This window comes from uncultured Jatrophihabitans sp., assembly GCF_964246335.1.
Taxonomy (GTDB): Bacteria; Actinomycetota; Actinomycetes; order Mycobacteriales; family Jatrophihabitantaceae; genus Jatrophihabitans.
The window spans coordinates 60,656-81,830 of the sequence record NZ_CAXTQF010000003.1 but is presented as its reverse complement, the minus strand read 5'-3'; the positions used below and the strand labels follow the sequence as shown (position 1 = coordinate 81,830).

General features: G+C 71.2%; 18 protein-coding genes. 10 read left to right on the top strand and 8 right to left on the bottom strand.

Going from position 1 to position 21,175, the window contains the following annotated elements; translation table 11 throughout:
* Window positions 1–4 precede the first annotated feature (4 nt).
* Window positions 5–310: a DUF4190 domain-containing protein gene (locus ACFFCN_RS01840; protein WP_375489148.1), complete on the bottom strand. Its 306-nt coding sequence runs from the start codon at window positions 308–310 to the stop codon at window positions 5–7.
* A 153-nt stretch (window positions 311–463) separates the two neighbouring features.
* On the opposite strand from ACFFCN_RS01840, the gene ACFFCN_RS01835 reads away from it, so the two are divergent.
* Window positions 464–1,894, top strand: a complete 1,431-nt coding sequence (locus tag ACFFCN_RS01835; protein WP_375489146.1) for an amidase — start codon at window positions 464–466, stop codon at window positions 1,892–1,894.
* Between the two features lie 563 nt (window positions 1,895–2,457).
* Here ACFFCN_RS01835 and ACFFCN_RS01830 read toward each other — a convergent pair.
* Window positions 2,458–3,015 carry a MarR family winged helix-turn-helix transcriptional regulator gene (locus ACFFCN_RS01830; RefSeq protein ID WP_375489144.1) on the bottom strand — a complete coding sequence of 186 codons (558 nt, stop codon included), beginning with the start codon at window positions 3,013–3,015 and terminating at the stop codon, window positions 2,458–2,460.
* 81 nt (window positions 3,016–3,096) lie between these two features.
* Here ACFFCN_RS01830 and ACFFCN_RS01825 point away from each other — a divergent pair, with 81 nt between their 5' ends.
* Window positions 3,097–5,052 carry an acetoacetate--CoA ligase gene (locus ACFFCN_RS01825; protein WP_375489142.1) on the top strand — a complete coding sequence of 652 codons (1,956 nt, stop codon included), beginning with the start codon at window positions 3,097–3,099 and terminating at the stop codon, window positions 5,050–5,052.
* Here ACFFCN_RS01825 and ACFFCN_RS01820 read toward each other — a convergent pair.
* Both ACFFCN_RS01820 and ACFFCN_RS01815 read right to left on the bottom strand, forming a co-directional pair.
* Window positions 5,042–5,890: an ABC transporter permease gene (locus ACFFCN_RS01820; RefSeq protein WP_375489140.1), complete on the bottom strand. Its 849-nt coding sequence runs from the start codon at window positions 5,888–5,890 to the stop codon at window positions 5,042–5,044. The genes ACFFCN_RS01825 and ACFFCN_RS01820 overlap by 11 nt on opposite strands.
* Window positions 5,887–6,960: an ATP-binding cassette domain-containing protein gene (locus tag ACFFCN_RS01815; RefSeq protein WP_375489138.1), complete on the bottom strand. Its 1,074-nt coding sequence runs from the start codon at window positions 6,958–6,960 to the stop codon at window positions 5,887–5,889. The genes ACFFCN_RS01820 and ACFFCN_RS01815 overlap by 4 nt, the downstream gene beginning before the upstream one ends.
* Before the next feature lie 160 nt (window positions 6,961–7,120).
* Here ACFFCN_RS01815 and ACFFCN_RS01810 point away from each other — a divergent pair, with 160 nt between their 5' ends.
* Window positions 7,121–7,777: a biliverdin-producing heme oxygenase gene (locus ACFFCN_RS01810; protein WP_375489136.1), complete on the top strand. Its 657-nt coding sequence runs from the start codon at window positions 7,121–7,123 to the stop codon at window positions 7,775–7,777.
* Window positions 7,774–10,035 (top strand): SpoIIE family protein phosphatase, encoded by a 2,262-nt coding sequence (locus ACFFCN_RS01805; RefSeq protein WP_375489134.1) that lies wholly within the window; start codon window positions 7,774–7,776, stop codon window positions 10,033–10,035. The genes ACFFCN_RS01810 and ACFFCN_RS01805 overlap by 4 nt, the downstream gene beginning before the upstream one ends.
* Before the next feature lie 13 nt (window positions 10,036–10,048).
* Here the strand turns inward: ACFFCN_RS01805 and ACFFCN_RS01800 are convergent, their stop codons facing one another.
* Together ACFFCN_RS01800 and glgX are read right to left on the bottom strand one after the other, a co-directional pair.
* A complete protein-coding gene (locus ACFFCN_RS01800) occupies window positions 10,049–10,819 on the bottom strand; it encodes an HAD-IIA family hydrolase (protein ID WP_375489132.1) in 771 nt (256 codons plus the stop codon).
* Window positions 10,820–10,860: 41 nt separating this feature from the next.
* Entirely contained in the window at window positions 10,861–13,023 is a 2,163-nt protein-coding gene (glgX, locus tag ACFFCN_RS01795) for a glycogen debranching protein GlgX (RefSeq protein ID WP_375489130.1), read from the bottom strand.
* A 133-nt stretch (window positions 13,024–13,156) separates the two neighbouring features.
* Between glgX and ACFFCN_RS01790 the strand changes: the two genes are divergently transcribed.
* Both ACFFCN_RS01790 and ACFFCN_RS01785 read left to right on the top strand, forming a co-directional pair.
* Window positions 13,157–14,611, top strand: coding sequence for a S1C family serine protease (locus ACFFCN_RS01790; protein WP_375489128.1), 1,455 nt, complete (start codon window positions 13,157–13,159; stop codon window positions 14,609–14,611).
* A 96-nt stretch (window positions 14,612–14,707) separates the two neighbouring features.
* Window positions 14,708–15,523: an ABC transporter ATP-binding protein gene (locus ACFFCN_RS01785; protein ID WP_375489126.1), complete on the top strand. Its 816-nt coding sequence runs from the start codon at window positions 14,708–14,710 to the stop codon at window positions 15,521–15,523.
* 1 nt (window position 15,524) lies between these two features.
* Here ACFFCN_RS01785 and ACFFCN_RS01780 read toward each other — a convergent pair whose 3' ends face one another.
* Window positions 15,525–15,977 (bottom strand): nitroreductase family deazaflavin-dependent oxidoreductase, encoded by a 453-nt coding sequence (locus ACFFCN_RS01780; RefSeq protein WP_375489214.1) that lies wholly within the window; start codon window positions 15,975–15,977, stop codon window positions 15,525–15,527.
* An 83-nt stretch (window positions 15,978–16,060) separates the two neighbouring features.
* Between ACFFCN_RS01780 and ACFFCN_RS01775 the strand changes: the two genes are divergently transcribed.
* Genes ACFFCN_RS01775 through ACFFCN_RS01760 form a run of 4 tightly spaced genes read left to right on the top strand, consistent with a single transcriptional unit; the run spans window position 16,061 to window position 19,128 of the window.
* The gene (locus ACFFCN_RS01775; RefSeq protein WP_375489124.1) at window positions 16,061–16,858 is read left to right on the top strand and encodes an enoyl-CoA hydratase/isomerase family protein; all 798 of its coding nucleotides are present in this window, start codon (window positions 16,061–16,063) and stop codon (window positions 16,856–16,858) included.
* Window positions 16,855–17,787, top strand: coding sequence for a class I SAM-dependent methyltransferase (locus ACFFCN_RS01770; protein ID WP_375489122.1), 933 nt, complete (start codon window positions 16,855–16,857; stop codon window positions 17,785–17,787). Before ACFFCN_RS01775 ends, ACFFCN_RS01770 begins: the two co-directional genes overlap by 4 nt.
* The gene (locus ACFFCN_RS01765) at window positions 17,784–18,491 is read left to right on the top strand and encodes an HAD hydrolase-like protein (RefSeq protein ID WP_375489120.1); all 708 of its coding nucleotides are present in this window, start codon (window positions 17,784–17,786) and stop codon (window positions 18,489–18,491) included. The genes ACFFCN_RS01770 and ACFFCN_RS01765 overlap by 4 nt, the downstream gene beginning before the upstream one ends.
* The gene (locus ACFFCN_RS01760; RefSeq protein ID WP_375489212.1) at window positions 18,469–19,128 is read left to right on the top strand and encodes an acyltransferase; all 660 of its coding nucleotides are present in this window, start codon (window positions 18,469–18,471) and stop codon (window positions 19,126–19,128) included. Before ACFFCN_RS01765 ends, ACFFCN_RS01760 begins: the two co-directional genes overlap by 23 nt.
* 505 nt (window positions 19,129–19,633) lie before the next feature.
* Here the strand turns inward: ACFFCN_RS01760 and ACFFCN_RS01755 are convergent.
* Window positions 19,634–21,175 (bottom strand): amidase (locus tag ACFFCN_RS01755; RefSeq protein WP_375489118.1); only part of this gene is annotated, 1,542 nt, incomplete at its 5' end.

The window sequence follows — 21,175 nt, the reverse complement described above, 5'->3', positions numbered from 1 at the left end:
TAGGTCAGTAGGTGAATCCGTTGCTGTTGCGTACCGCGACGATGATGACCACCCACACGACGATGTCGACGATGCCGAGCACGATTCCGGCGATCGCCTGACCCTTGTACTTCGCGCCCTTGTTGGCCCGGGAGAGCCCGACGCCACCGAAAATGATCGCCAGCGGGCCGAGGATGACGTTCGCGATCAGGAGGCCGACGATGCCGCACACCATGCCGGCGATCGCGAGACCGTTGCCCTGCTGGGCCACCGGTCCGGGGTAGTTGCCGCTGGGTGCGTTCGGGTATCCGCCGGGCTGTTGGTAGCTCATGTGTTCTCCTCGTGGACGGCGCCCGCTCGGCGACCGAAGTAATGCCGGTGTTTACCACTGCATGATCGGCACGGCAAGCACCCGCGCGGATCCGTCGACCGCCGATCATGCAGTTGTCACATGATCGCAACACCTCGCTGTCACGCTCAGCGCATGGAGCCGCTGCGCAGCGCGTCGGTCCGGGGCCTCGGTGTCGTCGCCCCACCGCTGGACACGCCTGCGCTGACCGCGACGTCGGCGGTGCAACTCGCTCGCATGATCGCGGCCGGCGAGGTGAGCGCGCAGCAGGTCACCGCGGCTCACCTGCAACGCATCGCCGACGTCGATCGTGAACTGCATGCGCTCGTCCACCTCGACGGTGACGGTGCGCTGGCGGCCGCGCGGCGCGTCGACTCCGCGCGGCGGCGCGGTCGCCCGCTCGGGCCGCTCGCCGGTGTGCCGGTGGTGATCAAGGACAACATCGACGTGCGCCGCCAGACGACGGCGTGCGGCTCGCGTGCGCACGCCGGGGTGCTGGCGCTGCGTAACGCTCGCGCCGTCGCGCGGGTGGGCGCCGCCGGCGCGGTGCTGCTCGGCCGAGCCAACATGGATGAGCTCGCGATGGGTGCGTCGACGCTCACCTCGGCGTTCGGGCCGACGCGCAACCCGTGGGACGCACGCCGTAGCCCAGGTGGCAGCAGTGGGGGCAGTGCCGCAGCGGTCGCCGCCGGTCTGGCGCCGCTGGCGATCGGCACGGATACCGGTGGCTCGATCCGCGAGCCGGCCGCGCAGTGCGGTGTCGTCGGCATGGCGCCGTCACCCGGCCTCGTGCCGATGACCGGAGTGGTGCCGTTCGCGCGCGAGCTCGACCGCGTCGGCCCGCTGGCGCGCGATGTGCCGGACACGGCGCTGCTGCTCGCCGTGCTGTCCGGGCGCCACGAACTCGCTGCTGCCGGCGCGCGGCCGAGCGGTGTGCGGGGTCTACGTGTCGGTGTCGTCGACGAGCTGTGTTCGGCGCGCAACTCCAGCGGCGTGCTGGCCGGGCTCGCTCGCGTGCGCGAACGTCTGGACGTGCTCGGTGTGCAGACCGTCGCGGTGTCGATCCCGTCGGCCGTCGACGCGCTCGAGACCTACCTGCATCTGACCTCTGCGGCGTGCGTGCCGTTGCTCGCCGACTACGTGCGCACCGGCAACGCGGGACCGGAAGTGCTTCGTCGCTTCGAGATCGGCCAGGCCCTGCGCTCGCGCAACGACGGACGCCTGGCCCACGCCCGCTCGGTGCGCGACCTGCTGCGTCAGCAGACGGCTGCAGCACTGGATGGTTGCGACATGCTGCTGGCACCGACGATGCCCACCACCGCGCCCGTGTTGCCCGGACCCCCGCTGGACGGCACGACCCGCGACGATCTGGACGACCCGCTGGCCGCGCCCTACACCGACTGCTGGACGGTCGGGGCGAATCTTGCCGGCAGTGCGGCGCTGTCCGTCCCGGCCGGTCGGTGCCCGGACGACGGCATGCCGGTTGCGGTGATGCTGTCCGCAGCGGCGGGTTCGGATGCGCGCCTGCTCGAGCTCGGCGCGGCGATCGGTTCGTCCGCGACCTGATCAAGGACTCGCGGCGAGGTGCAGGTCGCGGTGCGGGTCGGTTCGGTCGGCCGTCCTTTCAGTCAGCACCGGTCCGGCGCGACCCGTTCTTCGGCGGGATTTCTCGGCAATGCTGCGGGCAGCGTTTGACACATTTATCTTCCGGGGAAGATACTTTCCATACAGCCGCGGAAGGGGCAACGGGGGGATCTCGGCCGCGGGTGCGTCTTCGGATCTATCGGGGGATCGATCCGAGGGCAGGGAACGGGCACGGCCACGAGGGATCCGTCCACACGTGGCCGCGGCACGGTCGGGGGCCTCCGCGTGGGGTGCGGGCATGACGCGCACGATCACGCGGGGGCCTTCTCCGGCCGGCCGGTCCACCGGACGCGCCGCCCCCGACCACCACCTGACCGCAATGTCCGCGGCCCTGCGGCTCCTGCGACTAGTGTCACCCTGCTCCGCGAAACGCCAACTATCCGTCGCTACAGCGACACATAGTTGGCGTTTCTCGCAAGGAGCAACCCAGTCCGGCCGGCGAATCCGGTGCAGGCGCAACTGGCGCAGGCGCACCGGCGGCGTATTCAGGAGCGGTCGTCGCTGCGCCGCCGCGGAGGTGGCTGGACTGCACTCGGGTCGTCCGCCACGAACTCGCCCGCTGCAGGCTCCTCGACCCCGCGCGCGATGTCGCGCATGACGCGGGTGATGCCGGCAAGCCCATCGGGGGAGACCGACTCGAGCACGCTGCTGCGCAACGCCTGCTCGTACACGGCGGCGGCGCGCTCGGTCAGCTCGCGGCCGGCGTCGGTCAGGGCCGCGTGCACCACCCGGCGGTCGTCGGACGACCCGCGCCGGTCGATCAACCCCTCACGTGCCATGCGGTCGGCGAGTTTGGTGAAACCGCCGGTCGTCATCGAGACCTCGCGAGCGAGTCGACTCATCGGCATGCGATGACCCTCGGCGCGCATGAGCTCGTACAGGACGGCGAACCAGTGGCCCGACACGCCGGCGGTCTCGAGCGCCTCGTCCACGCGTCGCTGCACCCGCGCGACCGCCGCCGTCACCGTTTGCCAATCCGCGACGACGGAGTCGTCCGCACCGACAGCCGGATCCGTCCGGCCGCCCGGTATGCCCACACCCACGGTGACGACCGTAGCGGGCGCCTCGTCGGCGGACGACGCGGTGCGAGCGATGCGGCGTGCTCTGGTCGGTAGGTTGCGGCAATGACCAACGAGGGCGCGCTGCTGTGGGAACCGGACGCACACCGCATCGAGGACGCGCGGCTGACCGAGTTCGTTCGGTGGCTGGCCGCGCAGGAGATCGTCAGCGTCGACAGCTATGACCAGTTGTGGCAATGGTCGGTGTCCGACGTCGGCGGGTTCTGGGCCGCCGCGGCACGCTGGTTGCAGGTGCGCTGGCACGCCGTACCGGCACAGGCACTCGGCGACGCGCGGATGCCGGGCGCGCAGTGGTTCCCCGGCGGCACCCTCAACTACGCCGAGCACGCGCTGTTCCCACCCTGCGGCGTCAACGACGACGACGTCGCAGTCGTGTTCGGACGCGAGGACGGCATGGATCGCACGCTGACCTGGGCGCAGCTGCGTGCGCAGGTCGCATCGGTGCGCGGTGCGCTCGTCGATCTGGGTGTGGGTGCGGGTGACCGAGTCGCCGCGCTGGTGCCGAATGCGCCGGAGGCGTTGGTCGCGATGCTCGCCACGACGTCGCTCGGCGCGATCTGGTCGTCGTGCTCGCCGGACTTCGGTCCCCGTGCCGTCGTCGACCGGTTCGGCCAGATCGAGCCGGCCGTGCTGGTGAGCGTGGACGGCTACGTCTACGGAGGCAAGCGCTTCGACGTGCGCGACACGCTCGACGGGCTGCGCCGCGAGTTGCCGTCACTGCGCGCGACGGTGCTGATCCCGTACCTGGATCCGGCCGCCACGGTGCCGGACACGCTGCGCTGGCCGGACCTGCTCGCCGAGCCCGGTGAGCTGGCGTTCGAGCCGATGCCGTTCGACGCACCGATGTGGATTCTCTATTCGTCCGGAACCACCGGGCTGCCCAAGCCGATCGTGCACGGGCAGGGCGGCATCCTGCTCGAGCACATGAAGCAGCTAGCGCTGCACCTCGACCTGCGTCCCGGTGACCGCTTCTTCTGGTTCAGCACCACCGGCTGGATGATGTGGAACCTGCTGGTGTCCGGCCTGACGGTCGGCTCGGCGATCGTGCTGTTCGACGGCAACCCCGCCCACCCCGGACCGGACGCGCTGTGGCGGTTCGCGCAACGGACGCAGATCACCTGCTTCGGCGTATCCGCGCCCTACGTCGCGGCGTGCATGGCCGCGGACGTGCAGCCGTCGTCGCTGGACCTGTCCGCGCTGCGCACGATCGGCTCGACGGGTGCGCCGCTCGCCCCGGAGGGTTTCGCCTGGGTGTACTCGCACGTCAAGTCCGATGTAGCGCTGTCCTCGCTGTCCGGGGGCACCGACGTGTGCACCGCCTTCGTCGGTGGCAGCCCGACGCTGCCGGTCCGCGCGGGGCAGATCGCCGCCCGACTGCTCGGCTGCGCCGTCGCCGCCTACGACGCCGCGGGACGTCCGCGGATCGGTGAGGTCGGCGAGCTGGTGATCACCGAGCCCATGCCGTCGATGCCCGTGTCGTTCTGGAACGACCCGGACGGCTCGCGGTTGCAGGCCGCGTACTTCGAGGACTTCCCGGGCGTCTGGCGGCACGGCGACTGGATCCGGATCGACGCCGACGGCTCGTGCGTGATCTACGGGCGCTCGGACTCGACGCTCAACCGCGGCGGCGTGCGGATGGGCACCGCCGAGTTCTACCGCGTGGTCGAGGACGTCGACGGTGTGGCCGACTCGTTGGTCATCGACACGTCGGCGGCCGCGGGCAGCGAAGGCCGGTTGCTGCTGTACGTGGTGCTCGCCGACGGCGTCGCGCTCGACGACGTACGGGACGAGCTGCGTGCGCGCATCCGGCGCGAGCTGTCGCCACGGCACGTCCCGGACGAGATCGTCGCCATCGACGAGGTGCCGCGCACGCTCAACGGCAAGAAGTGCGAGGTGCCGGTCAAGCGGGTACTCGCCGGGGTGCCGGTGGACGAGGCAGTCAGCCGCGGCGCGTTGCGCAACCCGGACGCCATGGCACCGTTCGTACCGGTCAGCGGCTGAGGCTGCGGTACTTGCGGGTGCACAGCAGCCCGAAGACGAGCCCGATACCGATGGTCCACGCCAGCGCCTGCCACACCAGGGACGCGGTGTCGGAGCCGCCGAGCAGCAACGAGCGCTGCATGGGGGTGACCGAGTCGCCGAGGATGAGCGAACGTGCGCCGTTGATCACCACGCTGACCGGTTGGTGCGCGGCGAACCCGCGCAGCCAGCTCGGCATGGTCTGCACCGGCACGAACGCCGACGACGCGAACGTCAACGGGAAGATGATCGGGAAAGTCGCGGCGTTGACGGCCTCCGGGCTGCGCACGGACAGCCCGATGAGCGCGTAGCCCAGGCTGACCGCGAGCGCGAACAGCAGCAGGAGGAGGGCGGCCAGCAGCAGACCGAGCACGCTGCGCGGCCGGAATCCGACCGCGAACCCGGTCGCCACCAGGATGACCAGTCCGAACGCGTTGTTCAGCGTGTCGGACAGCACCCGGCCGCCGAATACCGCGCTGCGCGCCATCGGCAGCGAGCGCAGCCGGCTGATGAAGCCCTTCTGCAGGTCGTCGGCGAGGGCGAAGCCGGTGACCCCGGCGCTGAACAGCACGGTCTGCACGGCGATGCCGGGGATCAGGTAGTTGACGTAGTTCAGCCCCTGCAGGCCGTTGATGGCACCGCCGAACACGTACCGGAACAGCAGGACGAACATGATCGGCGACACGAGGTTGAACGACACCTGTTCGGGCTGACGCATCAGCCGGCGCAGGTTGCGTCCGGCCATCGCGACGGCGTCCTGCACCGGCCAGGCCAGCGTCCGGCCCGTAGGTGCGGGCGGACGCGCCGTCGACGCCGTCATGAGTGGGCTCCTGAATCCGCCGCGACGCTCGTGTCCGCAGACCCCGCCGGCGGCCCCGCCGCCGAGTCTGCCGCCGAGTCCGCCGGCGGCCCCGCCGCCGAGTCCGCCGCCGGCTCGTCGGACGCGGCCTCGGCCGGGTGTCCGGTCAGGGACAAGAACACGTCGTCGAGGCTGGGCTCGCGCAGTTGCAGGCCGCGCGCGACGATGTCGTGGGCGTCCAGTCGCCGCACGACCTCGGTGAGCACCGAGGTGCCTGCGGTGGCCGGAACGCGCACGAGGTCGTCGTCGACGCCGACCTCGCCGTCGCCCGCGCCGTCGACGATGCCGGCGACCTGCCGGGCCTGCTCGGCGTCGTCGCAGCGCACCTCGAGCACGGCGCCGCCGAGCCGGGATTTCAGCTGCTCGGCCGTTCCCTCGGCAATGACCTTGCCGCGGTCGACGAGGCAGATCTGATCCGCCAGTCGATCGGCCTCTTCGAGGTACTGGGTGGTGAGCAGCACGGTTGTCCGCTCTCGGACGAGCTCGTCGATGACGCGCCAGAGGTCGTTGCGACTACGCGGGTCGAGGCCGGTGGTCGGTTCGTCGAGGAACAGCACCGGCGGGCGCGCGACGAGCGCCGCGGCGAGGTCGAGACGCCTGCGCATGCCGCCCGAATAGGTCTTCGCCGGTCTGTCCGCGGCGTCGGAGAGCTCGAACTGGTCGAGCAACTCACCTGCGCGGGCCCGGGCGTCGGATCGCGACATGTGGTTGAGCCGGCTGACCAGCTTCAGGTTCTCGGCTCCGGTCAGCATCTCGTCGACGGCGGCGTACTGGCCGGCGAGCCCGATGCTGCGTCGCACGGCGTCCGGGTCGGCGGCGACGTCGATGCCCGCGACCTCGGCGCGCCCGGAGTCGGCACGCAACAACGTGGTCAGGACGTTCACCGCGGTGGTCTTGCCCGCGCCGTTCGGGCCGAGCAGGCCGAGGACAGTCCCCGTGCGTACCTGGAGGCTGACGCCGTCGAGCGCGCGCACGTCCTTGCCGAATGTCTTGACCAGATCCTCGGCCAGGACCGCGATGTCACCGGGCATGACTGTCTCCTTCCACCTCCTTCCACGCGCGGTCAGCCTAGAGGGCGCATCCGACAAGCGGAGTGGTCGCTGCAGCCCGCGCCGTCGGCGTTCCGCACGGGTGGGCGATTCCGGTCAATCCCGGCGCTCCGACGCCTCGCAGCGGGGCCGGGAGTTTAGAGTGAGCGCGAGATCTTGCGCGCCGGCAGGTGGGGAGGACGCACTGAACGCAACCGCGCAACTGCTGCGCCAGCGCACCGCGTCGACCCACGCGCGGGTCGAGGACGGCCTGGCGTTGCTCGATCCTGCGCTGACGCCGGCTCGCCTGCGCACCGTGCTCGAACGTTTCCACGGCTTCTGGCACGGCACCGAACCGGTGCTCGACCGGTGGGCCGACGTCGACCCCGGGACGGCGGCGTCGCTCGACTGGCCCCGCCGCCGCCGCACGCTGGGTCTGCGTGCGGATCTCGCCGTGCTGGGCGCATCGGACGCGGACGTCGCGGCGTTGCCCGTGGCGGCTGCGGTGTTCGACACCGCCGACACCGCGCAGGCGTTCGGCTGGCTCTACGTCAGTGAGGGGTCGGCGCTGGGCGGTGCAGTGATCAGCCGGCACCTCGTCGCCTGCGACACCTTGCCGAGTGCCCCGTCGGGACGGTTGGCGACCTTCACGCCGTATCCCGAGGGCCCCGGCCCCATGTGGCGCTCCTACCTCGCGCGGCTCGACGAATTCGTGGGTGACGACCAGGCACGCGCCGGGCAGGTGGCCGACGCCGCCGCACGCACCTTCGACTCGCTCGCCACGTGGTTGAGTCCCCTGATGGAGCAGGTGGCGGCGTGACCACCGAGCAGGGCGACTTCGTGCCGGTGGGCGAGGCCATCGACCTCGACAACTGCGCCCGGGAGCCCATCCACGTGCCGGGCAGCGTGCAGCCACGCGGCGTGCTCGTCGTGCTGCGCGAACCCGAACTGGTCATCACGCAGGTCAGCGCCAACACTGTCGACCTGCTCGGGGTGCCCGCCGAGCAGGTGCTCGACGGCCCGCTCGCCGGGCTCGTCGGTAACCAGGCCGCGCAGACGATCGAGCGCGCCGTGGCCACCTTCGGCGCCCTGCACGACCGCAACCCGCTCGAGTTGACGCTCGACGTCCGCGGGGAGTCGTTCGTGCTGGACGCGATCCTGCATCGCGAGCCGGGCGGCATCCTGTTCGTCGAGCTGGAGAACGCTTACGGACCCCGGCCGTTCTCGTTCCCGAACACCTACCAGGCGGTGCGTGGCGCGGTCGGCGAGCTGAACCGTGCGGCCTCGCTCAACGAGCTGTACCAGATCACCGCGACAGCCGTCCGCGACCTCACCGGCTTCGACCGGGTGATGGTCTACCGCTACGACCACGAGTACAACGGCGAGGTCGTCGCCGAGGCGAAGCGCGAGGATCTCAACCCGTTCCTCGGCCTGCACTACCCGGCGTCGGACATCCCGGCGCAGGCACGTGCGCTGTACGAGAAGAACTGGATCCGGTTGATCTCGGACGTCGACTACACGCCCGCGCCGCTCGTCCCGGCGGTCAACCCGATGACCGGTCAGCCGCTCGACCTCACGTTCTCGACACTGCGCTCCGTGTCGCCCATCCACGTCGAGTACCTGCAGAACATGGGCGTGGGCGCGTCCATGTCCATCTCCCTGCTGCGCGAGGGGAAGCTGTGGGGGCTGATCGCCTGCCACCACTACTCCGGCCCACACCTGCCGCCCTACGGCACCCGGGCGGCAGCCGAGTTCCTGGGTTCCACCCTGTCGCTGCGCCTGGTCGACCGCGCGCAGGACGAGCTGCTGCACGAGCGGATCGCTGCGCAGGCCATGCTCGCGAAGCTGACGACCGGCCTCTACGACGAGAGCGAGTCGATCGTGTCGGCGCTGCTCGGCGCGCCCGACCTGCTCGACCTCGTCGCGGCCGACGCGGTGGCCGTGAGCATGCAGGGCCGGGTGCAGACGCGCGGTGAGGTGCCGTCCCCGCAGGTGCTGGAGGAGATCGTCGCGTGGGCCGTCGCCGCCGACGAGGAGGTCGTCGCCACCGACTGCCTCGCGCGGACACTGCCGCACGTCAGCGTCGACCCGCAGCTCGCGGCGGGCGCCCTGGCGATCGTGCTGCCCGGTGGCCAGTACGCCATCTGGCTGCGCGCGGAGGCGCGCCGTGCCGTCGACTGGGGCGGCGACCCGCACAACAAGGCGCTCGCCGTCCAGGAGGGCAACGACTTCCGGATCAGCCCACGCAGGTCGTTCGAGCGCTGGCGCGAGATCGTCGAGCTGCGCTCGCAGCCGTGGACGGTCGGTGAGCGTGACGCCGCGGGCCAGCTGCGCCGCCACCTCGTCGAGTCGATGTACCAGCGCTCGCGCGGCGAGCTGCGCATGGCCGAGGCCCTGCAGCGCAGCCTGCTGCCGACCCTGCTGCCGCAGCTGCCGGACTGGCAGCTGTCCGCCCACTACGAGCCGGCGGCCGGCGGCCGGATCGGCGGCGACTGGTACGACGCGTTCCGGTTGCGCGACGGCCGGCTGGTCGTCGTGCTCGGCGACGTCGCAGGCCACGGCATCGGCGCGGCCGGCACCATGGCGCAGCTGCGCAATTCCCTGCGCGCGTACCTGTTCGTCGGCCGCGAGCCGGCCGACGCGCTGAACCGGCTCAACGAGCTGTGCACAGCACTGCTGCCCGGCACCTTTGCCACTGCCGTCGTAGCCGTCTTCGACCTCGACACCGGCGCGGTCACGGCGGCCAGCGCGGGCCACCTGCTGCCGCTCATCGACGATCCGGCCGACGGCACCGTCGAGTCCCCGATCGCCGTCTCACCCCCACTCGGCGTCGCCGGCGTCCAGTACCAGCAGTCGCAGTTCGTGCTGCAGCCGGGATGGCGCATCGTGCTGTTCTCCGACGGTCTCGTCGAGCGTCGCGGCGAGTCGATCGGCGACGGTCTGGACCGGCTGATGTGGTTCCTCGCCGACGCGCGCGACACGTCGGCGCGCGCAGTGTGGAATGCGCTGGCCGGTGAGGGCGCTGACGCGCCGGTCACCGACGACGTCACCGTCGTCACGCTGCGCCGCCCGCTCTGAGCGGGCGCGCCGGTCAGACGAGGTCGACGACGTCGGCGATGGAGTCCACGACGCGTGCCGGCCGGTAGGGGAACCGGACGACATCGCCCGCGCGGGTCGAGCCGGTGAGCACCAGGATCGTGTCCAGCCCGGCCTCGATGCCGGCGATCACGTCGGTGTCCATACGGTCGCCGATCATGATGGTGTTCTCCGAGTGCGCCTCGATCCGGTTCAGGGCACTGCGCAGCATCATCGGATTCGGCTTGCCGACGAAATAGGGCTGCTGCTGCGTCGCCGCGGTGATCATCGCAGCCACCGAACCGGTGGCCGGCAACGGCCCTTCCTCGGACGGGCCGGTCACGTCCGGGTTGGTCGCGATGAACCGCGCGCCGTTCTCGATGAGCCGGATCGCGCGGGTGATCGCCTCGAACGAGTAGGTGCGCGTCTCGCCGAGCACGACGAAGTCCGGGTCGCGGTCGGTCAACGTGTAGCCGACCTCGTGCAGCGCCGTCGTCACCCCGGCCTCGCCGATGACGTACGCGGAGCCACGCGGCAGCTGGTCGTCGAGGAACGTCGCGGTCGCGAGCGCGGACGTCCAGATCGACTCCTCCGGGATCTTCAGGCCCGAGCGAGCGAGCCGCGCAGCAAGATCGCGCGGCGTGAAGATCGAGTTGTTGGTGAGGACGAGGTAGCGGCGGCCGCGTTCGGTGAGCCGGGCGAGGAAGTCCGCGGCGCCGGGCAGCGCCGCTTCCTCACGAACGAGCACGCCGTCCATGTCGGTGAGCCAGCACTCGGCGGTCCGCATGGGTCCAGTGTCGCAGTGCGGGGAAGCACGCGCCGCCGGGCTCAGCCGCGGCTGATCTCGAGCAGCTGTACCGAGCGCGCGACCATCGGCAACGTGGCGCCACCGCCGAGCACCGCTGCCCGCGGCGCGCCGGCCGGCTGCGCGGTGTCGATCACCGGCAGGTAACCGGCAGCCCACGGGCGGCCCGGTAGCCGGACCTCGACGTCGATATCACCGGAATGCAGCAGGAACAGGAACGACGTGTCCTCGATCGCCCGGCCACGGCGGTCGCGATGGCGCAGGCCGCGCCCGTCCAGATACATGCCGAGCGTGCGCAACGCCGGGTCGTGCCAGTCGCGCGTCGTCATCTCGTTGCCCGTCGGATGGAACCACGCGATGTCCTTGGTGACGCCGCCCTGCTCGGCGGCAGCCTGTTCGCCGAGGTCGATGGGGCGGCCGGCGAAGAACGCGCTCTGCCGCAGCACGGGATGGGTGCGGCGCAGCGCCAGCAGCCGGCGGACGAGCGCCAGGACGTCGGTGGCCGCCGGATCGCCCGTGTCGGCGTCGATCGACGACCAGTCGAGCCAGGACAGCTCGTTGTCCTGTACGTAGGCGTTGTTGTTGCCACGCTGGGTGCGCCACATCTCGTCGCCCGCGACGAGCATGGGCGCTCCGGTGGACAGCAACAACGTCGACAGCAGATTGCGGACCTGACGCCGGCGAAGCAGCTCGACATGCGGCGGGGCGGGCTCGCCCTCCACGCCACAGTTGTACGAGCGGTTGTCGTCGGTGCCGTCGCGGTTGCGCTCACCGTTGGCCTCGTTGTGCTTGCGCTCGTAGGACGCGAGGTCGCGCATCGTGAAGCCGTCGTGTGCGGTGACGAAGTTGATCGACGCGAACGGCAGCCGGCCGTCCGCACTGTAGAGGTCCGACGAGCCGGAAAGCCGGGACGCGAGATCGCGCACGCCGTCCGCGCCGTGCGCCCAGAACGAGCGCACGGTGTCGCGGTACTGGCCGTTCCACTCCGTCCACAGCGGCGGGAACTCGCCCACCTGGTAGCCGCCCGCACCGACGTCCCACGGCTCGGCGATCAGCTTGGCCTGCGAGATGACCGGGTCCTGATGGATGGTGTCGAAGAACGACGACAGCTTGTCGACGTCGTGCAGCGAGCGCGCGAGCGCCGAGGCGAGGTCGAAGCGGAAGCCGTCGACGTGCATCTCGGTGATCCAGTAACGCAGCGAGTCGGTGATCAGCTGCAGCGGGAACGGGCGGCGCGGGTCGAAGGTGTTGCCACAGCCTGTGTAGTCGACGTAGTGCGCGCGGTTGTCCGCGAGCCGGTAGTACGAGCCGTTGTCGATGCCGCGGAACGCCAGCATCGGCCCGTCCGGTCCGCCCTCGGCGGTGTGGTTGTAGACGACGTCGAGGATCACCTCGATGCCCGCCGCGTGCAGCGCGCGCACCATCGACTTGAACTCGCGCACCTGATTGCCGCGACGCGACGCGTACGCCTCGTGCGGGGCGAAGAAGCCCAGCGAGTTGTAGCCCCAGTAGTTGCGGGCCCCGCGTTTCTGCAGGTGTGACTCGGACACGAAGTGGTGGATCGGCAGCAGCTCGACGGCGGTCACGCCCAACGACCGGAGGTGGCCGATCGCTGCAGGATGCGCCAGACCCGCGTACGTGCCGCGCAGTTCCGGCGGGATATCGGGGTGCTGCTGGGTGAATCCCTTGACGTGCAGCTCGTAGATCACTGTGTCCGCCCACGGCACCCGCGGTGGCAGGTCGCCACCCCACGGGAAGGCGTCGTGGATGATCACCGATCGCGGGACGTACGGCGCGGAGTCGTCGGCGTTGCCGGGGTAGACCGCGGGGTCGTCGACGAAGTCGCCCTCGAGCGCGCGGGCGTACGGATCGACGAGCAGCTTGTTCGGGTTGTGGAACAGGCCCTGTGCAGGGTCGTACGGGCCGTCGACGCGGAAGCCGTACCGGTGTCCCGGCCCGACGCCGGGCAGGTAGCCGTGCCAGACGTGATAGGTCGACTCGTCCAGGGGTATGCGTAGCTCGTGCGTGTCGTTGAACAGACTCACCGACACGGCCGTGGCCGTCGTGGACCACAGTGCGAAATTGACGCCGTCGCCGTCCCAGTGGGCGCCGAGCGGGAACGGCGTGCCCGGCCAGGCGCGCTCGAGCCGCGCCGCAAGCGCGGCGGTGAGCTGCTCGGGCCGCACCGATCGGACTGTAGTGGAATCGCGGCCGGTCGCCCCGACGACTCGGGGCGCCCGAAGTCGCAACGCCGTATTTCTCAGCAAGCACCTTGGTTGGGCTCAGCTGCTCTCTCGGAAGGCACGTTTGAGTGATGTCATGACCGACGACGCACACCGTCCGCAGCAGCCGGACCAGCAGCCGCAGCACCCCGACTGGTCGGGGCACCAGCCCGACGGCACCCGTGCCTGGGGCATCCCTACGCACGCCCACGACCCGCAGCACACCGAATGGGTCTACGACCGTGGCGCCCAGGGCGGGTACGCCGCCGGGCACCCAGGTACACCGACGCAGTGGGGTCCGACGTACTACGGCGCACCGCTTGCGCCGCCCGCGCCGCCGCAGGGGAGCGGCGCGCGGCGGCGGAGCTGGTACGTCGCCGCCGGTGCCGCGCTGGTCGCTGCAGCGGCCACCGCGTTCGGCTTCGTCGCGACGGGCAACACCGGGTCGAGCGTCGCCGGGTCGGGCTCGCTGTTCCCGTCGACGGGCGGCGGCTCGGCCAGCTCCGGCACGGTCAACCCGGGCAACGGCTCGAGCGGCAACGGCTCGAGCGGCAACGGCTCGAGCGGCAACGGGTCGGGCAGTCTGCCCGGCGGCCTGCCGAGCAGCGGCTCCGGAACCACCAGCGCATCGGTGGCGACGGATGCCCAGCAGAAGGGCATCGTCACCATCGTCTCGGTGCTGAAGTACCAGAACGCCGAGAGCGCCGGCACCGGCATGATCCTCAGCTCGGACGGCGAGATCCTGACGAACAACCACGTGATCAGCGGCGCGACGAGCATCACGGTGACCGTCGAGACCACCGGCAAGTCCTACACCGCCGACGTCGTCGGTACCGACGCCACCGACGACGTCGCGGTCGTGAAGCTGCGCAACGCATCCGGGTTGACGAAGGCCAAGATCGGTGACTCCGGCACCGCCGCGACCGGCGACTCGATCGTCGGCGTCGGCAACGCGGGCGGCACCGGCACACTGCGCGCGTCCGCCGGCAAGATCACCGCACTGAACCGGACGATCACCGCAAGCGACGGCAACGGGACGGCCGGCGAGCGCCTGCACGGGCTGATCGAGATCAACGCGGGGATCATCTCCGGCGACTCGGGTGGTCCGCTTTACGACGCCAAGGGCAACGTCATCGGCATGGACACCGCGGCATCGGCAAGCAGCTCGCGGGCGCAGACGACGACGTCCGCGCAGGCCTACGCGATTCCGATCAACTCCGCGGTGTCCCTGGCCGACAAGATCGAGTCCGGGGTGACCACGTCGACGATCGTGCAGGGCGTGCCCGGCTTCCTCGGGGTGGGCGTCGCCGACGCATCCAACGGCGGCGCGACCATCACCTCGGTGCTCCAGGGCGGTCCGGCGGACAAGGCCGGCATCGCGTCCGGCTCGGTGATCACCTCGGTGGACGGCAAGAAGACCGGTTCCGCAGACGCGTTGAAGAGCGTGATGGGTGGCGTGAAGCCCGGCACGTCGGTGCAGGTGCGCTGGACCGACTCGTCCGGCGCGACGCACTCGGCGAGCGTGACGCCGATCAAGGGCCCGGCCGCCTGACCTGCGGCCGTTGCACGCTACGTCCGATGCTCCCGTCGAGCCACGACTCGACGGGAGCATCGTCGTGTCCGGACTCGTCGACGCGAGCGCCGACGCATGCGAAATGATGTGCCGGTGGTGGAGGCGAATCCCGATGCGGTGCTGCAATTCGCCGGCGTCGGCGTGCGGCGCGGCACGAAGGCGTTGCTGACCGACATCGACTGGACGGTCGAGGAGGACGAGCGCTGGGCGGTGCTCGGGCCCAACGGCGCCGGCAAGACGACGTTGCTGCAGATCGCCGCGGCCCGCATGCACCCGTCCACCGGCGAGGCGTGGGTGCTCGGCGAACAACTCGGTGCCGTCGACGTGTTCGAGCTGCGACCGCGCATCGGGCTGGCCAGCGCCGCGCTGGCCGACCGGATCCCGATGAACGAGCGGGTGCTCGACGTCGTCGTCAGCGCGGGTTACTCGGTGATCGGCCGGTGGCGCGAGGCGTACGGGCGCGCCGACGTGCGCCGGGCGGCGGCACTGCTGGCACGGGTGGGCGCCGCCGAGCTCGGCGAGCGCACGTTCGGCACGCTGAGCCAGGGCGAACGCGCGCGCGTGCAGGTCGCGCGCGCCCTGATGACCGACCCCGAGCTGCTGCTGCTCGACGAGCCGGCCGCCGGGATGGATCTCGGCGGCCGCGAGGACCTGCTGCGCCGGCTCGCGACCTTCGCCGACGACCCGGACGCGCCGGCGTCGGTGCTGGTCACGCACCATGTCGAGGAGCTGCCGCCGGGCATCACGCACGTGCTGCTGCTGCGCGAGGCGCGCATCGTCGCGGCAGGACTCGCTGCCGACGTGCTGACCGCGGGGCCGCTGTCTGAGACGTTCGGGCTGGCACTGGACGTCGAGCGCCGCGCGGGACGCTGGTACGCCCGCGCGGTCTGATTCAGCGCGGCGTCAGGCGGACCACCGGGATCTGTCGCGACGTCTGTCGTTGATAGGCGGTGTACCGCCCGTCGTTGCCCTCGTTCGCCAACCGCCACAGCCGCGCGCGGTCCGGGTCGTCGTCGGCAACGGTGTGGGCAGTGACCGGAACGCGTCGCGTGCCGACCTGGATCTCGGTGTCCGGGTGCGCGCGCAGGTTGTGGTACCAGGCGGGCGAGCGCGGCGCGCCGCCGTAGGAGGCGACGATCACGTAGTTCTCGCCGTCCTTCGCATAGGTCAGCGCGTTGACCCGGGCCGCGCCGGTTTTCGCGCCGGTCGTGTGCAGGATCAGGTTGCGTGTGCCGAAGAGCCGGTGCCCGATGCGCCCACCGCTGCGCACGTAGATCTCCTGATGCACCTGCAGCGCGCGGGTGCCGATCGCCCGGACCACGGGCAGCGCTTCGATCCGTCCCAGGTTCACGCTGTCGCCTCTCGTCGCCCCCGTTGCCCGCTACACCGTAGGCTCTCGCAGAACTTGCACGGGTCGGGAGGCAGTGGATGGCGCAGCTGGTACAGGTCGAGATCGGCGACGGGTCCGACGGGTCGGTGCCGGCGGGTGTCGCGGTCGTCCGGCTCGACCGGCCGCCGATGAATGCGTTGAACACGCAGGTGCAGGAGGAGCTGCGTGCCGCGGCGGCGCGGCTCACCGCGGACGCCGACGTGCGCGCCGTCGTGCTGTTCGGCGGTGACAAGGTGTTCGCGGCCGGCGCCGACGTCAAAGAATTCTCCCAACAGGACCACGAGACGATGTTCGTCGACGCGGGCCGGTTGTCGTCTTCGCTCGATGCTGTGGCGCGCATCCCGAAGCCGGTCATCGCCGCGGTCACCGGCTACGCCCTCGGCGGCGGCTGCGAGTTGGCGCTGACCGCCGACTTCCGGGTCAGCGCGGACAACGCCAAATGGGGGCAGCCGGAGATATTGCTCGGGATCATCCCGGGCGCCGGCGGCACGCAGCGCCTGCCGCGGCTGATCGGTCCCGCGCGGGCGAAGGACCTGATCTACACCGGCCGCTTCGTCGACGCCGAGGAGGCGCTGCAGATCGGCCTCGTCGACGCCGTCGTGCCCGCCGCCGAGGTGTACTCCACCGCGCTCGCGATGGCGGCGAAGTTCGCGACGGGCCCGTCACTCGCGTTGGCCGCGGCGAAAGCCGCGGTCGACGAGGGCCTCGACGGCGACCTCGCGTCCGGGTTGCGGCTCGAGGCGCACCTGTTCGCGTCACTGTTCGCGACCGAGGACCGCACCACCGGCATGCAGTCGTTCATCGAGAACGGCCCCGGCAAGGCGGTATTCAAATGAGCGCAACAGCGGAAGAGGTCGAGGCTGCCTGGTCGGACAAGAAGCTCGCGAACATCCTCTATCACGACTGGGAAGCGGGCACCTACGACGAGAAGTGGTCGATCTCGTTCGACCAGCGGTGCGTCGACTACGCGCGCGACCGCTTCGTGCACGTCGCCGGCGACGGCAGCTGGCCCTACGCGACGTCGCTCGAACTCGGCTGCGGCACCGGCTTCTTCACGCTCAACCTCAAATTGGCCGGCGTCATCGACGACGCGCACGTCACCGACCTCAGCCCCGGCATGGTCGAGGTCGCGCAGCGCAACGCACGCGGGCTCGGCTTCGAGATCGAGGGCAGGGTCGCCGACGCCGAGCGGTTGCCCTACGACGACGACACGTTCGACATCGTCATCGGACATGCGGTTCTGCACCACATCCCGGATCTCGACCTCGCGTTCGCCGAGATCATGCGGGTGCTCAAGCCGGGCGGCCGGTTCGTCTTCGCCGGCGAGCCGACCGAGCACGGCGACTACGTCGCACGCCGGCTGTCGCGGTTCACCTGGTGGGCGGCCACGAACATCACCCGACTGCCGCGCCTCGAGGCGTGGCGGCGTCCGCAACCCGAGCTCGACGAGTCGTCGCGCGCCGCAGCACTCGAGGCCGTCGTCGACGTGCACACGTTCGCGCCGAAGGCGTTGGCGGCACTGGCCGCGCGGGCCGGTGCGGTGGACGTGCGGGTCGCGACGTCGGAGCTGCTCGCCTCCTGGTTCGGCTGGCCGGTGCGCACCTTCGAATGCGCCGTCCCCAAGGAACGACTCGGCATGCGCTGGGCGAACTTCGCGCTGCACGCCTGGCAGTGGCTGCTGCGCATCGACACCCACCTCGAGGGCATCGTGCCGAGCGGGTTGTTCTACAACGCCGAGGTCACCGGCGTGAAGCCAGGCCCGTGACGGTGCCCTCGGCCGTCCCCACCTCAGTCGTGCTGTTCGATCTGGACGGCACGTTGTCGGACTCGGCGCCGGGCATCCTCTCGGCGCTGCGGCACGCCTTCGCGGTCAACGGCATCGCGCCGCTGGACGCGCACACCGAGCAGGCGCTGCTCGGGCCGCCGTTCTACGAGTCGCTGCCACCGCTCATCGGCGGGACGGACCGGCTCGACGCCGTCATCGCGGCCTACCGGGAGCGCTACGCCGCGGGCGACATGTACGACACCCGCGTTTACGCCGGCATATCCGACGCGCTGGCCGCCGCGCGCGACGCCGGCCTGCGGATGGCGGTCGCCACCAGCAAGCCCGAGCACTACGCGCTGCCGATCGTCGAGCACCTCGGACTGGACGGGTACTTCGAGACCGTGGGTGGCGACGAACTCGACGGCTCGCTGCGCACCAAGGCGCTGGTGATCGACAAGGTGCTCGGGCGCCTCGGGCGACCCGCGGCCGACAGCGTCGTGATGGTGGGCGACCGCTCGCACGACGTCACGGGCGCGCGGGAGCACGATATCCGGTGCGTGGGCGCCGGTTGGGGGTACGGGCTGCCCGGTGAACTCGTCGCCGCCGGCGCGCAACCCCTCTGCAGCACGCCGCACGAACTGTTCGATGCCCTCGGCCTCGCGGCACCCGGCGCGGATGGGGATGCCGGTGCTGCATCGGCGTGACGACGACCCGGCGCTGCGCAGCGCCAGGTTCTGCACCCCCGCCTCGCTGCGCTGGGTGATCCGCCACCGGGCGTGGACGCCGTGGTACCTCGTGCGTTACTGGCGCTTCTTCCGCTTCAAGCTCGCGAACCAGCATGTGATCACCCGCGGCATCGTGTTCATGGACCGCAACGTGGAGCTCTACGCGCGCCGCGGGTACGGCCGGCTGGTCCTCGGCCGGTGGGTCCATCTCGGCGTCGGCACCGCGCTGCGCTGCCACGAGGGCACGCTGAGCGTGGGGGACAAGAGTGTGCTCGGTCGGGAGAACTCGATCAACTGTTACCTCGACATCGAGATCGGCGCGTCGTCGCTGTTCGCCGACGACATCTACATCGCCGATTTCGACCACAACTTCGCCGAGCTGAACCTCCCGATCAAGGACCAGGGGATCGCGAAGTCACGTATCCGCATCGAGCCCGATGTGTGGGTCGGCAGCAAGGTGACGGTGTCGCGCGGCGTCGTCGTCGGCACCGGGTCGGTGATCGGTGCGAACGCCGTCGTGACCCGCGACGTGCCGCCGTATTCGGTCGCGGTCGGCGTGCCGGCACGAGTGATCAAGGACCGGCGCAAGCCACCGCCGGCGGCCGCGTCGCGGTGAGGGCAACTACGCTGCTCGGGTGAGTCGCCGACCGTCGCGTGCACCCGCCCGGACGCTGCTCGCCGGCATCGTGCTGGTGGTCCTGGGCGCGCTGTTCTGGGTGCTGTCGCGGGTAGCAGCGGGCGGAGAGGCGCACGCCTTCGCGCCGGGACATCCGCCGCCGCACGACGTGCACCTCGTGTCCGGTCAGACCTACCGGTTGGCTATTCACGATGGCGTCCGAGCCGCGCAGCGCAGCGGCCGGGACCCCAAGTCGGTGGCGTGCTCCGCTGACTACGGCGACGTCGCCCCGACCGCGCTGCGGCTCACGCCGGAGACCTCGGACACCAAGGCCACCGACACGATCGCGTCCTTCATCGCGCCGACCACCGGCAACGCCCACCTCGCGTGCGCAGGGCTGCCCGCCGTGTACGTCGAAGGCACGGGCGGCGGCGACGCGTCCGGCCTGCTCGTCGTCCTCGCGGCAATCGCGCTCGGCGTCGGGGTGCCGCTGCTGCTGTCCGGCCTACGTACGCGTTCGGACGTCGCGCGGATCGACCCAACCGCCGAAGGCGCGCTCGAGTTCGAGCGCGACGGCGAAGCAGACGTGGTCGGCGCCGGGCCGGGCAACGACCTGCGCGCCCAGCGGCAGCCCGGCGTCGCCGATCCCCAGCGGAACCTGGGTCGCGGGTAGGCCGTACAGGTTGAAAATGGCCGTGTTGGTCGCCAGCCACGGCTGGCCGAGCGTGCTGCGGTGCCGCGGCGCCAGACGCGGGAACGGCGGGTAGAGCAGCACGCCGTCGCCGATCTCCTCGAGCACCGCGTCGCGTGCCTGCCGCGCCGAATCGATGAGGCGACGCGCGGCGGCCGTGCGCACGGCGCGCAGCGGTGCCACATCCGCCAGCTTCAGCACCGCCGAGGGGGCGCGTACCAGCAGCGGGTCCCGAGGCCGGCCGGCCGGATTAGTGGACGCGGTGATGCCCTCCCAGGACGTCAGGAGGTCCAACTCCGCGGACGCGATGGCCGCGAACTGCGCGAGCGCCCACCGCATCTGGCGTAGCGGCTTCTCCGTCACCCGCGCTCCGCGCGTCTGGAGTTCGGCGGCGGCGTCGTCGAGCGCGCCGCGCAACACCGGCCGCAGCGGCACCGTCGACGCGTGCGTCGACACCGTCACCGGCAACCCGTCGATCGCGACCGTCGCCGGGTCGCCCACGTGCGCGCGCTCGGTGACGAATTCGTCCACGCCGTCCGGGCCGGACACGATGCGCAGCAACGGCGCGAGATCGGCCGCCCGGCGCGCGAGCAACCCGGGGTAGAGCATCCGGCGCACCTCGCCCTCCGGCACCGGGAAATGACCGGTCAACGGGACGAGGCCCTGCGACGGCAGGTGACCGAAGACGCCGTTGAGATACGCGGGGATCCGCACCGATCCGCCGAGGTCCGAGCCGAGCGCCACGGGGGCCCCGCCGGACCCGACGATGGCGCCGTCGCCGCCGGTCGAGCCACCTGCGGTGCGGCCGGCGTCGTACGCGTTGCCGACCCGGCCGTAGATCGGGTTGTTCGACTCGATCCAGATGAACGCGCCGCAGGTGTTGCCGACGGCGAGCACGATGCCGCCGGCGGCGCGCAACCGTGCCACGACGGTCGCGTCGTCGGTCTCGCGGAATTTGCGCCGGTGCGGGTAGCCGCCGGTGTGCGGCATGCCGGCGACGCCGAGCATCTCCTTGATCGTCACCGGTACGCCGTGCCACGGCGGCAGGTCGGTGTCGCCCGCGCGTACGCGCTGGTCGGCGGCCGCGGCTTCCTCGCGCGCGGCGTCGAAGCGCTGCGCCGCCACCGCGTTCAGCGCTGTGATCCGCTCGAGCACGGCGATGTGCGCGTCGACCACCTCGGTCGACGTCACCTCGCCGCTGCGCACCATGGTCGCGAGTTCGGTGGCCGACAGGTGGGTCAGCTCGGTGGCGGTGGCAGTCACCGGCCAGATCCTGCCGCGTCGGCCGGGGGGGGGGCCCGGGGGGGGGGGCGGGCCCCCCCCGCCCCCCCCCCGAGGCGGGGGGCCTGCGCGGCG

What these genes read in the sequence shown, in the direction of transcription:
- ACFFCN_RS01840 (WP_375489148.1), bottom strand. Translation starts at nt 310, where the DNA reads ATGAGCTACCAACAGCCCGGCGGATACCCGAACGCACCCAGCGGCAAC.
- ACFFCN_RS01835 (WP_375489146.1), top strand. Translation starts at nt 464, where the DNA reads ATGGAGCCGCTGCGCAGCGCGTCGGTCCGGGGCCTCGGTGTCGTCGCC.
- ACFFCN_RS01825 (WP_375489142.1), top strand. Translation starts at nt 3,097, where the DNA reads ATGACCAACGAGGGCGCGCTGCTGTGGGAACCGGACGCACACCGCATC.
- ACFFCN_RS01820 (WP_375489140.1), bottom strand. Translation starts at nt 5,890, where the DNA reads ATGACGGCGTCGACGGCGCGTCCGCCCGCACCTACGGGCCGGACGCTG.
- ACFFCN_RS01815 (WP_375489138.1), bottom strand. Translation starts at nt 6,960, where the DNA reads ATGCCCGGTGACATCGCGGTCCTGGCCGAGGATCTGGTCAAGACATTC.
- ACFFCN_RS01800 (WP_375489132.1), bottom strand. Translation starts at nt 10,819, where the DNA reads ATGCGGACCGCCGAGTGCTGGCTCACCGACATGGACGGCGTGCTCGTT.
- ACFFCN_RS01790 (WP_375489128.1), top strand. Translation starts at nt 13,157, where the DNA reads ATGACCGACGACGCACACCGTCCGCAGCAGCCGGACCAGCAGCCGCAG.
- ACFFCN_RS01785 (WP_375489126.1), top strand. Translation starts at nt 14,708, where the DNA reads ATGCGAAATGATGTGCCGGTGGTGGAGGCGAATCCCGATGCGGTGCTG.
- ACFFCN_RS01775 (WP_375489124.1), top strand. Translation starts at nt 16,061, where the DNA reads ATGGCGCAGCTGGTACAGGTCGAGATCGGCGACGGGTCCGACGGGTCG.
- ACFFCN_RS01770 (WP_375489122.1), top strand. Translation starts at nt 16,855, where the DNA reads ATGAGCGCAACAGCGGAAGAGGTCGAGGCTGCCTGGTCGGACAAGAAG.
- ACFFCN_RS01760 (WP_375489212.1), top strand. Translation starts at nt 18,469, where the DNA reads ATGCCGGTGCTGCATCGGCGTGACGACGACCCGGCGCTGCGCAGCGCC.